The following is a 16,422-nucleotide window of genomic DNA, read 5'->3' on the forward strand; positions in this document are numbered from 1 at the left end:
ATGTCAAAACCCGCACTCTGGCATATGTTCAATCATATGATTGATTACCTATCATTGTTCAGTTTTCAAAGATCTGTTATCAGTTTCACGCTTTAGTGAAGCGCCATCTGACGACTTGATTATAATAACATGTGAACATTTTCATGTCAACACATTTTATAATCTTTTTTGAAGTTCTTTTGAACCTCTAAGTGCATTGCTACACTCATTAAGAAACAGTCGCTCGAACGACTGTATGCATATTATAGTATAACCAAAATATAATGGCAACCCCTAATTCTCAATTTCACACAACTTTCATTACGCATTCATTTTCTAGTCTAAAAACTGAAGATTGATTTTACACAACCTATTTTGTATAATGTAGCTGTAATATAGACTCTTTCACTTATGCACTTATATAGTTATATACTATTTAGTACTATATTTTAATTTTGAATGAGCACTATATTTCAATTTAGTCTTTTATTATAGTAGTTATAATTAATACTATAATAATGTGTAAGGAGATTGAGTATGAAATTATCCAAACGTTTATTATCTAAAACAGTTGCTATTGCTGCTGTATGTGCAACTATGGCTACTGCAGCCTTTGCTGCACCTCAAGGTACCTTTGATTCCTCTGAAATTCAAATTACTGGCCAAGCCTCTCGTTCAGTAGCACCTAACTATGCGATCTTAACACTTGGTATTACTAGCGAAAACACAAACATCAATGCTGCAAAATCTAACAATGACCGCATCATGAGTGATTTGATTAGTAAGTTAGGTCATTTAGGTATCGATAAAAAAGATATTTATACCTCTAATATTTCTATTAACCCTACTAACGATTACCAAGATGGCAAACGAATCAATACAGGTTATAATGTGTCTAATCGTGTAACTGTAAAAATCAATAATCTTGATAATGTAGGTAAAGCTGTTGATGCTGCTGTTAGCGCTGGGGCTAATGATATCAACAACCTTTCTTTCCAAAATGATGTATCTCAACAACTATCTGATTCATTAACTACAGAAGCAATTCAAGATGGCCGTCATAAAGCTGAGGTTATCGCTGCAGCCCTTGGACGTACATTAGGACCTGTAAAAACAGTTTCTATCAGTACACCTCAAACAAGCTCCATGGATTCTGGTTACTATCGTAACGCAATAATGTTAAAAGCGTCTCTCGAAACTGCTACTCCTGTTGAAAAAGGATCATTAGTAGTTTCTCAAGACGCTAATATTACTTATTATTTACAATAGAATTTTCTGGTACCACACCTTCGTGGACCGCTACAATGCCGCCTGTCAATTCATGATAGGTGGCATTTTCATATCCTAAAGAGTTCCAAATTTCAAGAATCTCACTTTGATGAGGATATCTACGTAAGGATTCTGGTAACCACGCATAGGAGGAATTATCCTTACTTAATTTACCTATAATAGGTAATATATAGGAGAAGTAGAAATTGTATAATTGTTTAAAACCAAACATACTTGGTTTCGCTAACTCCAATACAACTACTTTCCCACCTGGTTTTACAACACGTTGCATTTCAGATAATACCTGTTTAATATCTGGTACATTACGCATTGCAAAGCCGCTCATAGCAGCATCAAATGTATTATCTGCATATGGTAATGCCATTGCATCACCTTGAACAAGATTAACTTGATCTAGTAAACCAGCATCTTCAATGCGTACGCGACCTTGATCAAGCATTTCACTATTAAAGTCCAAAGCCTCTACCTTTAATGTTGGCTCTTGACGTAATGCTTCTTTTGTAAACACGCAAGTGCCACAAGCTACATCAAGTATTCGTTGATTTGGACCTATATTCATTGCTTTTACAGAAAATTTGCGCCAGTAATAATCTTGGCCAAAACTCAAGACTGTATTCATCAAATCATAATTCTTAGCAATATTAGAGAACACACCTTGCACAAACTCTTCTTTATCTGCATATGTTTTAAATTCTTTCGTATTCATTATGGTCCTTTCACTAATCAAGAACTATATTCAAACTCTTTACTCGCATAGTATATCATACTATGACGCCTATCAAAAGAATCCTATTATATATACTATATATAGTAACTATGTAAAGAGCACATATTTAATTAAAGTAATATATTCACTACTATTAAAACTAGCATATTACAAAATAAATATCGTTATCAGTCACAGTAGATCCAATTTAACTATATATTAATGACTATGATATTCTCTATTGCCACCAATCTATGTTCGTTGTATAATGACATATGTCCATGTTGAAAAGATATCTTTTCCATGGTCTTTTATTAGTTTTTATTAAGTATTGGAGTGTACTATGAATCGATTTGTAAAATCAATCAATAGAGTCAGTCTAATCCAACAAATAATCATAGGTTTGATTATTGGTATTTTGACAGCTCTATACGTGCCAGAATTGGCAAATGAACTAGCTTTATTAGGCGTTCTCTTTGTTGGTGCTTTAAAAGGGATTGCACCAATCCTTGTATTTTTCCTTGTTATTGCAGCTATCAGTAAACATCGTTCTGGTCAAAAGACTGGGATGGGATCTGTAATCACATTATATTTATTAGGTACATTCCTTTCTGCAGCACTTGCTGTAGTCGTAAGCTTTATGTTCCCTACTACATTACACCTTGCAGCTAGTGCAGCTGATGCAGCTCCACCACAAGGGATCGTAGAGGTTATGAAAACACTTTTAAAAAATATTGTTGATAACCCTGTGAAAGCCTTAATGACCGCTAACTATATCGGCATTTTAGGTTGGGCACTTATCATTGGCGGTGCTTTACGCCATGCCCCAATGAATACTAAAGAAGTAATGGAGTCTATCGCTCAAGCTATTACAACTGTAGTAGGTTGGATTATCCGCTTTGCTCCTCTAGGTATTATGGGTCTCGTAGCTGACTCTATCGCTACTAATGGTATTGAAGCTTTAATCGGCTACTTCCAATTACTCGTATTACTACTTGGTTCTATGATTTTCGTAGCATTAGTAGTAAATCCACTTCTATCTTTTGTATACCTTCGTCGCAATCCATATCCATTGGTATTTAAATGTTTGCGTGAATCTGCTATCTATGCGTTCTTTACTCGTAGCTCTGCAGCAAACATTCCTGTTAACCTTGATTTAGCAAAACGTTTAAAACTTAACCCTGATATGTATTCCGTATCCATTCCATTGGGTGCTACTATCAACATGGGTGGTGCAGCGATCACAATTACAATCATGACATTAGCTGCTGCACATACACTTGGTATCGTTGTAGATGTCCCTACAGCAATCCTTTTATCTGTCATTGCTACAATCGGTGCTTGTGGCGCTTCTGGCGTTGCTGGTGGGTCCCTACTTCTAATTCCTCTAGCTTGTTCTCTATTCGGTATCTCCAATGATATTGCAATGCAAGTTGTAGGTGTAGGTTTCATCATCGGTGTTTTACAAGACTCCACTGAAACAGCACTTAACTCCAGTACAGATATTCTCTTCACAGCTACTGCAGATTATGCAAAACGTGGCTATCACGAAAACTGGGATTAACACCTATAGGCGGTCCTTCGGGACCGTCTTTTTTTGTGTTCAATAGATAAAAAATCAGCCTTACTATACTACTTTCAGTACTACTCAGTGTATAATATAAAGAACATGCTCTAACAAACAATATAGATATTTATATTAATCATAATTGTTTATATTGAACACAATCATCTATATTGATTTTCTTCAATATAATGTTATAATAGAGTTAATGATAATAACTATTAATAGATATAAATAGAAAGGAATCAACATGAAACAATACGATATTATTGTAGTTGGTACAGGTGGTGCAACCATCGTAGCTGATGCTGCTATCAAAGTGGGTAAAAAAGTAGCTATCATTGAAAAAGGCAAATTTGGTGGCACATGCCTAACTCGCGGTTGTATTCCTACAAAGGTTATGGTTACAGCAGCTAATGCAATCCAAGAGGTAGAAGAATTCAAAAAAATCGGTATTAATGTTAGCGATGCTACTATGGACTGGGACACCGTTTCTAAACGTACATGGTTTAAGATTGACGAATCCGCAGGCATCTACGATTATTACAACGCTTTCGATAATGTTGACGTATACCGTGGTGCAGCTAGCTTTGTATCCGATAAGGTTATGAACATTCATCTCAACGATGGCTCTGGTACTGTAGAAATCACAGCCCCTACTATTATTCTTGGTACTGGTGGCTATAGCAATATTCCGAATGTACCAGGCTTACAAGAGGCAGGTTATCTTTCTAGTGAAAGCCTTTTTGGCGATAAATTCCCTAAACAACCATATAAATCTCTTGCAGTACTCGGTGCTGGTCCTATCGGTGTAGAATTCGGTCACGTATTTGATGCTGCTGGTACTGAAGTCACCATCATTCAACATAATGTGCGCCTTGTACCTAAAGAAGACGAAGAGATGTCTGAACATCTTCTTCAAAACTACCGAGCTCGTGGCATCAATGTAATCTTAAACCAAGACACTGTTGAAATCCGTCAAGAAGATGGCCTTAAAGTAGTAGTTACTAAAGATCGCAGCACTGGTGAAATCACAGAAACTAAGGTAGAAGAAATCCTCGTAGCAGCCGGCATTCGTCCTGCTGTAGAAGAGCTCCATCTCGAAAATACAGGTATTGAAACATGGCCAAAGGGCTGGATTAAAACAAACGAGTTCCTTGAAACATCCGTTGATGGTATCTATGCTTTAGGCGACGTAAACGGCGAGCCCGCATTCCGCCACCGCGCAAACTACGAAGCAGATATTATCGCCCATAATCTATACTTTGCAAAAAACGAAGAAGATTTCCGTTGGGCACGCTATGATACATTGCCAAAGGTTACCTTCTCCTACCCTGAAATCGGTAGCGTAGGTCTTACTGAAGCAGAAGCAATTAAAGCAGGCTATAATGTAGGTGTTGGTAAAAATTACTACTCCTCTACGGCTAAAGGTTATGCTATGGGTATTAATCCTGGCGATGTAAATGATGGTTTCGTTAAAATCGTAGTGGACAAAGACACTAACCACATTCTAGGTATGCACGTAACAGGCCCTCAAGCATCTATCCTCTTCCAACCTTACGTAAATCTTATGAACAGCGGTGTAACTCCATTGACTGCTATTAATGAAGAAATCGCATCTGAACGTACTAAACGTTTACGTGAAAAAGGTATTACTCGCGCTATGGATCCTAAGTCCGTTATCACTGTAGGCGAAACTATGAGTCCACATCCTTCTCTTGTAGAGGTCATCATGTGGACACAAGTATACTACGAAAATCGTTGGTAATAATAAATATATAACCATTATATAAATAAAAGAGCTGAAGATTTTATCTTCAGCTCTTTATTTATAATATCGCTAAATAGATTAACGACCCATATCAATGGTGTTATCCCAAATAATATTTGTTCTGCGACCATCGAAGCCTTGATCTGGTTCAGGAGGTAATTTACTGGATTTAGTTTGACCTACATAAGCACCTGTTTCAGCATCTACAGTAACTACAGTCTTTTTGCCGTCTTGATGCATTGTCATATAGTATAGAATCTTACCTTCATGAGCTTCGATTTTCCAACCTTTTACAACTGCATCAGCACCAAGTTGTTGTTTTGCAACGCGCTCAGCTTGAGACGCTTCAATTACTTTATCTTTATTGAAGATTTCACCGATAACTTTTTTAGGTTTGCCGCCTTCATCCATATCGGAAGTGTTACCAGTGATTACGTCGATTTTCATTTTGTATTGATGATATTTACTATAGCCTACTACTTTGTAACCATAGTTCAAATCATTGGAGTTAAGCTCTACAGAATGAAGTGCTGCATTAGGAAAACGGTTTTGGAAAATAGTACCAATTTTACTCATAGTCATAACCATGGATTCGCCTGGTGCACGTTGTACAGAAATATCAGTACTTGTTTCAGGTTTTGTTTTACGCGCATCAGCTACACTTGGTGTAGCAACGGACAATACGCCAACTGCCAATACACCTGTTAATGCCATAGAAATTAACTTTTTATTCATTACATATCCTCCTACTATATACAATGCTTTCACCAATAGTAAAAGTCATCCGTATACTAGAATTACTATAAGTTCGTGCTATATACAACAGCACACAAAACATACATAAATAGATATATTATTTAGACAATATACTATAAACCTTCATTCGATGCAAGTCGATCGTTTACATCAGTCATAAGTAATTTGTAACATGTTGCCACCAAAGGTACGCCAATCAACATGCCAGTAACCCCCATTAAACTACCACCTACGATAACGGCTGCAAATACCCACAAACCAGGTAAACCAACGGAATTACCTACAATCTTAGGATAAATAAAGTTACTTTCAATTTGATGAAGAACCTCTAATATAATCACATAGATTAATGCATCCATAGGACTAACAGTAAGTAAGATAACTGCGCCTATAACGCCCCCTACATAAATACCTAGCAATGGAATTAATGCAGTAAGACCAATAACACAGGCAATCGTAGTAGCATATTCGATATTAAATGCCCACAATGAAATGCCCACCATAATACCTAAAATCAAGGCATCTATAAACTGACCTACAAAGAAGTTACTAAAAGTTTGAACAGCTACGCGTGTCACATAACTAACACGATTAACCCACTCATCAGATGCATAGGCTTTTAGGATTCGTTTACCTTGCATCATAAGTCGCTCTTTATCGAGCAACATATAAATGGCAAAGATTAAACCTAAACCTATATTCAAAGTCCACGATAAGGCTGTCCCCATCGCATTAACTAGGTATGTACCACCCTTTGTGCCCCACTCGCGAGTATATTTAACAATACTTTCACCACTCAAGGTATCCATAAGAGTTTGATTGGAGGCCATTGGAATGGTTTCTGTAAAGTGTTGCATCCATGTTTGGAAATCTGTATACAACTGCGGCGAAGAAGCTACGATAATCGACATAGAATGAATCAATTGTGGAATCGCCATGCGAGCAATGAAATACACGATAGCACTGATAGTAACAAAGGATAATACAAGACTTAAAGGTCGTCTAATTTTATCTTTCCAACCAGTTTTACTCTTAGGCCACAGCCAGCGTTCATAACGCACAACGAGAATATCGAGGACAAATGCGATACAAGCACCTACTATAAGCGGAACAAAAGCTGTAACGACGGCATCAATAGCATTAGCAATATCGCTGATACGCAGTGCCATCATAATCATAACACCCGCCAATATTATGGCCCCTATGAGCGGTTTATAATACTTAAATCTTTTCATATATAACCTACTTTACTATACTCACAACGCATACATTACCAAAACTTAATGAACATTGTATGACCTACGATTGTATGCAAGCTTAGTATAACACAAAAGTCCACCTTATCACATGCTCGGTCCCCCGATGAACACGAGAGCATGATAGAAGGTGGACTATATTGTATGTCTAATCTAAATTAGATTGAAGATTAGCGATGAATGTAAACGTCTACACGACGGTTTTCAGCTTTACCTGCTGCAGTGGAGTTAGTTGCAACTGGTTTAGTGTCGCCATTAGCAATACCGATTAAACGATCAGCAGATACGCCGTTGTTTACTAAGTATTGAGCTACATATTGTACGCGGCGTTCAGACAAGCCAACGTTGTATTGAGGAGTTGCGTCAGTATCAGCATTACCCAACAATTTAACTTGGTCTTGAGAGTATTGGTTAGCAGCATTTACAGCAGCTGTTAAGTTTGGATATTGGTCTGCACGAGCTACATCTTGGTCGGAATCGAAGTAGATGGATTCTACATAGTAATCCAATTTAGGAGTTTTGTATACAGGAGCTTCTACTACAGGAGTTGGAGTGTATACAGGAGCCGGAGCTGGAGTGTATACAGGAGCTTCGGATTTTTGACCACCGAAACGGTAGGACAAGCCAACTACTGGACCTTGGAAAGAGATATTTTTGTCTTCAGTTGCTTGAGTGTTGATATAACGGTAACCAGCATTGATATCTAAGTTTTCTCTTACTTTATAGCCTAAGCCAGCCTCTAAAACTGTAGTTTTCTTAGTACCTAAACCAGCTTTACCATAAACTTCTACTTTAGAGCCAAGGTTAGCTTTACCAATCACACCTGCTTGCGCAATGTTGTTAGTACCACCAGCATCATGATTATGAATACGAGCATAACCACCATATACTGCAACATTTTTGTTCAAAGAACGAACTAAGTTCAATTCATGCATATCAGTATCATGATGTTTAGAATTCAAGCCATGGTAACCATATTGAATGCCAGTTTTGTTAGACCAACCATAAGTCAAACCACCATCGAAGTTCCATTTGTGAGCATCTTTGCCACTATCCATTTTTGCTTCAACACTAGCTGCACCAAGATCAACTTGGAATTCACCTTTGTTAAATTGAGTTTGTGGAGTTGCGCCAGCTACGGATACGCCTACAGCAGCAACTGCCAATAAAGCTAATAATTTTTTGTTCATTATAATTCCCTCCAATAACAGCCTAAACAATACACAGGCCTTTGGCAATAATATATTTTCATTTTACACAATTTTTCGATAAATTTCAATATTTTTATGAATTTATTATGAAAAATTCGAATTTTATCTATATGCGGATGTTATATGTTTTATATTCAAAAAAGAAAACGCCTACACTCGTAGGCGTTATATTTAAATTAATTATCTTTCACAGAGAACCATGCACGATGGAATACAGCTGCAATCGCACCACCTACTAAAGGAGCAACGATGAAGAGCCATACTTGAGCCAATGCTTCACCACCTGTGAATACAGCTGGAGCTAATGCACGAGCTGGGTTTACGGATGTACCAGTCAATGGAATACCGATCAAGTGAACCATTGTCAATGTAGCACCAATTACAAGACCTGCAAGAGCAGATGTTTTTTCACTAGCTGTTACACCAAGAATTACAAGTACAAATACAAATGTAAGGAATGTTTCCACTACAAATGCACCGCCCATAGAAAGGCCCACAGCACTCAATGTACCATAGCCATCAGCACCAAAACCAGAAAGTGTTTCAGAACCATTTACGACTACACTCAATAAACCTGTACCTGCAAAAGCACCAATAACTTGAGCTACTACATAACCAGCAAAATCCTTAACGGACATACGGCCAGAAAGCCATACACCAATGGATACTGCAGGGTTTACATGGCAACCAGATACGTGACCGATTGCATATGCGCCAGCAACGATTGTCAAACCGAAAGCCAATGCAATGGCTACAACGCCCAAGTAACCTAAACCTAGACCACCAGTAAAACCGCCTGTTACAACAGCAGTGCCAGTACCAAAGAATACCAAAATCATTGTGCCAATAAATTCAGCAATATACTTGTTCATGTTCTTTCTCCTTACAATACCTTTATGAACTAAAAAGGCATGATCCCTCTCTTAGGGTTATTCATGTTACTCTCATTAGTATAAACATTTTATAAATTATGTCAACGACTTTTTTCGATATAATTTTACAAAATGTTTTTCTATAATGAGATGTTAATATCATGATTTTCATCACACAATAAATTCTATAGAATGTGTTATACTAGTGATGCATATTTTGTAGAGATTTCTATTGTAAATAGTACTTATATAGGAGAAACCATGAGTAAAACAGCTTATATTGTACGTCATATTAACTTTGAAAATGCCGGTATTTTAGAGTCAGTCCTTATTGATCGAGGGTTTGAACTAACATACATTGAGGCCCCCCTTGCCAATTTCGAACACTATGATGCGACAGAGGCTGATTTAATCATCGTTTGCGGTGCCCCTATTGGCGCGTACGATGAAGAGCTCTATCCTTTCTTAACAGATGAAATCAAATTTATTACAGATCGTATAAATAGCCAAAAACCATTACTAGGCATCTGTTTAGGTGCCCAACTCATATCCCGTATTATGGGCGGTCACGTAGGGCCTATGAAACATGGCAAAAAAGAAATTGGCTTTGGACCACTAGAATATACACCTGAAGGGGCTTCCTCCCCTCTAGCATTGCTTGGTAATGTACCTGTCCTTCACTGGCATGGTGATGAATTCGAAATTCCTAAAGGTGCAGTGCGTCTTGCTAAAACAGAGCTATGTCCAAATCAAGCATTCTCCGTAGACACTCATATCCTAGCACTTCAATTCCATATGGAGGCTGATCCTGCTGTAATTGAAAGTTGGCTTGTAGGCCATTGTGCAGAGCTTTCTAATGCAGGTATCGACATTCCTAAACTAAGAGAAGATGCAAAACGTCTCCGTCAAGAGTTGCCTGCTGCCGGTAAAGCCGCTTGTATCGCTTGGCTTGAACAAAATCATTTATAAAAATAAGAACCGCCTTAGTAATACTAAGGCGGTTCTTATTTCGTTCTTATATATATCCCTTACATAAGATGTTCTGGTCATATAACACATTCCCCAATGTGTCATTTTTTCCACATTTGGTATTGTACATTAAACAAATTGAATAGGCAAGAAGTTTTTTCATAAACCTTTCATAAATTATTTTAATTTTTTCAATATAAGAATGATACTCATATACAAATATTGATATTTTAAACAATTTTATGCTGCCACGCCCCACGAATAAATCGTACGTAAGAACAACATAAACGAAGTGACTGGTCAAAACATAAAGATAACCATGCCCCTAATAATCCTAAACCAAAGGTGATACACAATAGGTAAGTAATTATAGGTCGTATTATGGCTACACTAACAAGGGAGTATTTCATAATGTAATAGGTGTCCCCTGCCCCTTTTAGTACACCAGAGTATACTTGTTGCAGCGCTTGTGGGAATGCAGCAATAGCCATAATGCCCATTAAAGCCCCCGCTAACATAACTACTTCACTTTCACGTGTATACAATTGTACTAAGAGATCCCCAGGGCCAATAAAAATCAATGCACTGACAAGGCCTACAACGAGACCTATACGGGCACCAATTTTCCCATAGGTTTTTGCAATATCCGGCCGTTTATGACCTAAACTCTGACCCGTATGGGACGCACCAGCAAAGCCAAGACCCATAGCGAAGTAGTAGAATATATCCATCAAATTCATACATACATAATGAGCAGCTAGTGGAACCGCCCCTAACGATGCGACAATCATAGTGTAAGTATACATACCAAACCGTTCAAAGAATTGTTCCCCTAGTGAACTACCACCTACGTGGAACATAGTATGTAACACGGATCGTTCGAACTTCCATTTTGAAGGATGGCGCAAGGTTAAACCTGTAGTCGTATGTTGAGAAATCGTACGCAGTAATAATAGAGCAATGACAGCACTACTAATCATTGTAGATACACCAGCGCCCATGACGCCAAGCTCAGGGAAGAACCCTATGCCATAAATTAGGAAAAAATTCATGATGGTGTTTAGAATATTCCCTACCACATTCGATTTAAAAATGACCTTTGTATTGCCATACCCAATAAGAGCAGCCCCTACAATCTGACTAAAGGACTGGAATATAAGACTAATAACAATAAAACGTCCATACCAAACAGCGGTCTCAATATAGCCATCTTCAGCACCGGTAAAGCGTAAAATATGCTCTAAATTAAAGAAACATATGGCCAATAAAGGTGCATAAATCAAGAAGTTCAACAGGATGGACTGCTTAAGAACAGCATTCATACCATCCACTTCACCCTCGCCATGCCGTCGAGCTATAATCGCTGTGACTGCAATGGATAAGGCTCGACAGAATATGAGCATTACCATCTCTGGCTGTCCCATGATACCTACTGAAGCAAGTGCGGATGCCCCTAAAGCACCAACCATCGCTAAGTCTATGGCAGTCATAAACTGTAACATCAAGCCTTGTAATGTAGCGGGCCAAGCTATTTTTAAATAACGACCATACAGCTGCTTAGTGGTTCCTATAGGCCCCAATCGTTCTGTAGCAGGCAGCATAGTATCAACAGAAAGCCATCGTTGTATGCGGTCTAACATAGTAACTCCTATTCATGCAAGATCGTACAAGGTGGAGCAAAATTCTTATCTCCTAATATCTTCTGTATTATATCACAACAATACATGAAAAGTCATTCATATATTATGTTTTTATTTAATAATCTATATCAAAATAGCAAAAGAACCCCTTACCTATCCACTTATACCCATCAGGGTATAAACGTGATAAGTAAGGGGTTTCTTTTTACAACTCCAGTTCTTCAAAACAACAGATATTGAAATTGTATCTCACTAAAACAAAGGAGGTATTTCAAATAAAGCTTTAAAGACTAGAGTGTTAGATTACTCAGTATCGATTATCTTACTCTATACTGATTAACCTTTAGCTGCTAACAATTTGTCCACTGCTGCGCGCAAATCATCTAAACCTTGTTTTGTTTCAGCCAATTCTTGACGTTGACGTTCATTTTCGGCTTCCAATGTATTTAGACGAGCTGCTTGATCAGCAATAACATATTTTTGTTCAGCATTTTCCTTCTTGAGGCTAGATACCTCATCTTGCATTACATATACAGAGCTAATAGGGCCTGCTTTGTAACGGTCAGGAATGTTTTTCTTTTCTGGGCTAGAACCAAATTTATGGGTTACGCCAGCATTCACCATATTATGGTTGCCACCAACAGAAACACCTACGTTGAACATAGTATCTTCGTTAGTGTAATGCGCAAGACCAAGTGCTGCTGCAGTTTCACCACGGTAGTTGCCTACGCCTGCCATAATTTGAGTTGGCTCTAATGGATCATATTGAATTGGTTTCAACGCTGCCATCGCTGCTGCATGCGCACCTACACGTTGTACTTCACCTGCGACTTGACCAATGGCATCACCCATTTTTGCATTGGATGCTTTCAACTGACCAATATTCACAGCATCTGTATCATCAGAACCAGGTGCTACACCTTTAATTTGATTATTACCATTATTGAGGCCATCCTTAGTCAAGGATACAGGACCTGCATTAGGGTTATTCGGATTTGCACTACCAGGTGTAATTGTTATGCCATTACCATTTATTACAGTTGTGTTACCAGCTGCATCTTTAAATGTAGCAGATTTCATATCTGTCAGATCTGGATTTACAGCATAGCTAATTGTTTTACCTGCATGGCTAACCATCATATTATTGCCTGCTTTGAAAGTAAGCGTTTCATTTGGTCTAATTTTTTCTGGTATTGCACTTGGTGTGCTATTTACACCAGAACCTTCTGTACCAACAGTAGCATCCCAGCCTGCATTAGCTACAGCAGATTGTACTTGATCTTCAGTGGCTGCACGGCCAGAAGTAATGTTATTCGGATCCCATGTTTTATTGGTTAAACCTGTTACAACACCATCTTTACCATTTACAGCAACAGGATTATTACCACCTGTAGTAATGATGCCATCTTTGCCATCAATACCTACTGTACCAATAGCGGCCTTACCATCCTTACCATTAAGGGCAATTTTATCTGCTACTTTCACAGAACCATTAACGCCATCAATAGCAACAGCATTTGTACCATCACCAGCTTTAATTGTGCCATCTGTACCATTAATAGCTACAGCATTACCATCTTTACCGGCTTTGATCGTGCCATTTGTACCATCTACAGTAATCGCTTTTGTTGGATCAGCTGCACCTAAGGTAATCTTATCATTCAACTTGTTATCGTAAATGATATGTCCATCTGGAGCAGTGGTTTTAGTCAACACAATATTACCTGTCGTATTATCGGCGCTTTCACCACCATTAGCAGTCAACTCAGTCGTTGCCGCCTTAGTCTTAGCATCTAATTGGCGTACATTAACAGCATCTGTATCATTTGTACCATCAGCTACATTAACAATCTTATTATTGCCATTATCAAGACCATTACCCGTTAAGGACACTGTATCTTTACCAGGTTTTGTAATTGTTACACCATCCTTAGTGAAAGTAGCCTTGTTGCCAGCAGCATCCGCCACAGTTGTACCAGTCGCTTCAACCTTAGTAGTATCGCCTGCTGCATTTGTTACAGTTGCACCAGTAGCAGCAACATTTGTTGTATTACCTGCTGCATCTTTAACAGTTGCACCTTTAGCGTCTACCTTAGTTTCATCACTAGCCGCATTTTTCAATGTATTGCTAGTCGCATTAGATACATTAGAATTACCTGCATTATCTGTCAAGCTATTGCTTGTAGCATTAGACACATTAGAGTTACCCGCATTATCTGCCAATGTGTTATTAGTTGCTGTTGCAGTATTCGTATTACCATTTGGATCTGCAATCGTATTAGATGTTGCATTCGATGTGTTTGTATTGCCTGCACCATCATTAATCACATTTTTATCTGCTGTGCTTGTATTCGTTTTAGCACCATCAGTGATTGTAGTACCCGCTGCCGTAGTGGCTGTGGATTTTGTACCATCTACAACAGTGTTACCAGCCGCGTTAGATGTATTCGTTTTACCACCATCAGTTTGAACGATACTATCGCCTTTGATAACAGTTGTTTTTCCACCAGTGGCATTGAATATAGCAGATTCCATATCTTTAAGATTTTTATTCAAGGAATATGATAATGTTTTACCATTTTGGTCAATAATGAGGTTATTGCCAGCTTGTAATTGAACCTCTTCACCACTAGAGATCTTAGTCTTAGCTGAGCCATTAGCTTCACCAGTGGAACCAGCCACTGTACCAGAGTTTATATTCCAACCAGCACCTACTGCATCAGATACTTGTTGTAATTGATCTTCTGTTGCAGCTCGACCAGACATAGCTTTTGTAACACCTGGTGTCCATGCTGTATTTGTTAAACCAGTAACAGTACCAGCAGCACCATCTAATTTAACAGTGTTAGCACCACCTGTAGTGATTGTGTTATTCACACCATCTACCACTGCAGAACCTGCTGTTACCTTACCAGCAGTACCATCAACAGTCACCTTATTAGCGCCAGTACCTGTTGTAAGCGTATCTTTAGTGATAACTGTGCTGTTACCAGCATTATCTTTAACAGTTACAGTGCTAGCAGTCGCTTCGGTAGTGTTTGTACCATCGGTAATTGTATTGGATGTCGCATTAGATGTATTTACATTGCCATTGCCATCATCAATTACATTACTATCTACAGTAGTCTTATTAGATTTTGCACCATCAACTAATGTGTTTTCATCAACTGTAGATGTATTAGTCTTAGCACCATCTTTAATCACTTGACCAGCTGCAGTTGTTTCTGTGGACTTAGTACCATCAGCTACTGTATTACCAGCCGCTGTAGATGTATTAGTCTTAGTGCCATCTGTTTGAGCAATGCTACTGCCTGTAATAACAGTCGTTTTACCACCTGTTGCTTCGAAGGTTGCAGAGTTCATCTTCACAAGGTCTTTATTCAAGGAGTATGTGAAGTCTCGTTCGTTTTGGTTCACTGTGAGGTTTTCACCTGCAATCAATTGAACTTTGTCGTCTTTACCAACCTTAGCATCCTTCTTAGTACCTGTTTGGTTACCAGAAGTTGTAGCATCTTTGTCAGCAGTGATTTGCCATGTTTGTTCCCCTACTTGTTTCAATTGTTCTTCCGTAGCGGCACGGCCTTTTGTTGCAAAGTCTGCACTAGTTACAGTTGTGTTAGACAAGCCAGTAATATCGTTTGTAGTACCACCAGTTACCGTTACAGTACCAGTTTTTACAGTACCAGCAGCACCATCTAACTTAACAGCATTAGAACCACCAGTTGTGATTGTGTTGTTCACACCATCCACAACGGAGGAACCAATCGTTGCTTTACCAGCTGTACCATCGATTGTTACAGCGTTAGCACCAGTACCAAGGGTCACTGTATCGTTGAGTTTTACGTCATAGATAGTATGACCATCAGCTGCCGTTGTAGATGTAAGGGTTACATTACCTGTTGTAGCATTTGCTGCTTCACCATTGTTAGCAGTTACTGTAGTAGTAGCCTTTTTAACATCTGCGATGTTAGCTGCATTTGTGTTATCTGTATCATCATTATTTACATGGCCACTTGCTACATTTTTAATGACATTATTGCCATTATCCAAACCAGCATCAGTCAAGGATACAGGGTTTTTACCTGTTGTATTGATACGTACACCATCAGCTGCGTAATTAGTATTACCATTAGCATTGGTTACTGTTGTACCATCAGCTGTAGTTGCTGTAGATTTACCACCATCAGCTACTGTATTACCAGCCGCTGTAGATGTATTAGTCTTAGTACCATCAGTTTGTGCAATGCTATCGCCTGTAATAACAGTTGTTTTACCACCTGTTGCTTCAAAGGTTGCAGAGTTCATCTTCACAAGGTCTTTATTCAAGGAGTATGTGAAGTCTCGTTCGTTTTGGTTCACTGTGAGGTTTTCACCTGCGATCAATTGAACTTTGTCGTCTTTACCAACC

The 16,422-nt window shown here is 38.5% G+C and carries 11 protein-coding genes; 4 read left to right on the top strand and 7 right to left on the bottom strand.

Annotated elements, in window-relative coordinates; genetic code table 11:
* The first annotated feature begins 516 nt into the window (after window positions 1–516).
* A complete protein-coding gene (locus LKD20_RS08885; protein WP_105090262.1) occupies window positions 517–1,248 on the top strand; it encodes an SIMPL domain-containing protein in 732 nt (243 codons plus the stop codon).
* On the opposite strand, the gene LKD20_RS08890 is transcribed toward LKD20_RS08885, so the two are convergent.
* Window positions 1,229–1,975 carry a ubiquinone/menaquinone biosynthesis methyltransferase gene (locus tag LKD20_RS08890; protein ID WP_227721532.1) on the bottom strand — a complete coding sequence of 249 codons (747 nt, stop codon included), beginning with the start codon at window positions 1,973–1,975 and terminating at the stop codon, window positions 1,229–1,231. The two genes, LKD20_RS08885 and LKD20_RS08890, sit on opposite strands and share 20 nt — an antisense overlap.
* Window positions 1,976–2,318: 343 nt before the next feature.
* Between LKD20_RS08890 and sstT the strand changes: the two genes are divergently transcribed.
* On the top strand, window positions 2,319–3,539 hold the full coding sequence (gene sstT, locus LKD20_RS08895) for a serine/threonine transporter SstT (protein ID WP_105090260.1): 1,221 nt from the start codon (window positions 2,319–2,321) through the stop codon (window positions 3,537–3,539).
* A 250-nt stretch (window positions 3,540–3,789) separates the two neighbouring features.
* Window positions 3,790–5,307, top strand: a complete 1,518-nt coding sequence (locus LKD20_RS08900; protein ID WP_227721533.1) for a dihydrolipoyl dehydrogenase family protein — start codon at window positions 3,790–3,792, stop codon at window positions 5,305–5,307.
* 81 nt (window positions 5,308–5,388) lie between these two features.
* Here LKD20_RS08900 and LKD20_RS08905 read toward each other — a convergent pair whose 3' ends face one another.
* From LKD20_RS08905 to LKD20_RS08920, 4 genes are all read right to left on the bottom strand, one after another.
* On the bottom strand, window positions 5,389–6,045 hold the full coding sequence (locus LKD20_RS08905) for a peptidase (protein WP_227721534.1): 657 nt from the start codon (window positions 6,043–6,045) through the stop codon (window positions 5,389–5,391).
* A 134-nt stretch (window positions 6,046–6,179) separates the two neighbouring features.
* Window positions 6,180–7,301 (bottom strand): AI-2E family transporter, encoded by a 1,122-nt coding sequence (locus LKD20_RS08910; protein ID WP_227721535.1) that lies wholly within the window; start codon window positions 7,299–7,301, stop codon window positions 6,180–6,182.
* Window positions 7,302–7,492: 191 nt separating this feature from the next.
* Window positions 7,493–8,512, bottom strand: a complete 1,020-nt coding sequence (locus LKD20_RS08915; RefSeq protein ID WP_227721536.1) for an OmpA family protein — start codon at window positions 8,510–8,512, stop codon at window positions 7,493–7,495.
* A 197-nt stretch (window positions 8,513–8,709) separates the two neighbouring features.
* On the bottom strand, window positions 8,710–9,405 hold the full coding sequence (locus LKD20_RS08920; RefSeq protein ID WP_227721537.1) for an aquaporin: 696 nt from the start codon (window positions 9,403–9,405) through the stop codon (window positions 8,710–8,712).
* A gap of 261 nt (window positions 9,406–9,666) precedes the next feature.
* Between LKD20_RS08920 and LKD20_RS08925 the strand changes: the two genes are divergently transcribed.
* The gene (locus tag LKD20_RS08925; RefSeq protein ID WP_227721538.1) at window positions 9,667–10,374 is read left to right on the top strand and encodes a glutamine amidotransferase; all 708 of its coding nucleotides are present in this window, start codon (window positions 9,667–9,669) and stop codon (window positions 10,372–10,374) included.
* A gap of 230 nt (window positions 10,375–10,604) precedes the next feature.
* Here the strand turns inward: LKD20_RS08925 and LKD20_RS08930 are convergent, their stop codons facing one another.
* Window positions 10,605–12,014: an MATE family efflux transporter gene (locus tag LKD20_RS08930; protein WP_227721539.1), complete on the bottom strand. Its 1,410-nt coding sequence runs from the start codon at window positions 12,012–12,014 to the stop codon at window positions 10,605–10,607.
* A 336-nt stretch (window positions 12,015–12,350) separates the two neighbouring features.
* A partial coding sequence (locus LKD20_RS08935; RefSeq protein ID WP_227721540.1) for a YadA-like family protein occupies window positions 12,351–16,422 on the bottom strand: 4,072 nt, incomplete at its 5' end.

Origin of the sequence: Veillonella fallax, from assembly GCF_020687175.1 — a bacterium.
In the GTDB taxonomy this organism is placed as follows: Bacteria; Bacillota; Negativicutes; order Veillonellales; family Veillonellaceae; genus Veillonella; species Veillonella fallax.

Coding starts and splice junctions, on each gene's coding strand:
- LKD20_RS08885 (WP_105090262.1), top strand. CDS start 517: ATGAAATTATCCAAACGTTTATTATCTAAAACAGTTGCTATTGCTGCT.
- LKD20_RS08890 (WP_227721532.1), bottom strand. CDS start 1,975: ATGAATACGAAAGAATTTAAAACATATGCAGATAAAGAAGAGTTTGTG.
- sstT (WP_105090260.1), top strand. CDS start 2,319: ATGAATCGATTTGTAAAATCAATCAATAGAGTCAGTCTAATCCAACAA.
- LKD20_RS08900 (WP_227721533.1), top strand. CDS start 3,790: ATGAAACAATACGATATTATTGTAGTTGGTACAGGTGGTGCAACCATC.
- LKD20_RS08905 (WP_227721534.1), bottom strand. CDS start 6,045: ATGAATAAAAAGTTAATTTCTATGGCATTAACAGGTGTATTGGCAGTT.
- LKD20_RS08910 (WP_227721535.1), bottom strand. CDS start 7,301: ATGAAAAGATTTAAGTATTATAAACCGCTCATAGGGGCCATAATATTG.
- LKD20_RS08915 (WP_227721536.1), bottom strand. CDS start 8,512: ATGAACAAAAAATTATTAGCTTTATTGGCAGTTGCTGCTGTAGGCGTA.
- LKD20_RS08920 (WP_227721537.1), bottom strand. CDS start 9,405: ATGAACAAGTATATTGCTGAATTTATTGGCACAATGATTTTGGTATTC.
- LKD20_RS08925 (WP_227721538.1), top strand. CDS start 9,667: ATGAGTAAAACAGCTTATATTGTACGTCATATTAACTTTGAAAATGCC.
- LKD20_RS08930 (WP_227721539.1), bottom strand. CDS start 12,014: ATGTTAGACCGCATACAACGATGGCTTTCTGTTGATACTATGCTGCCT.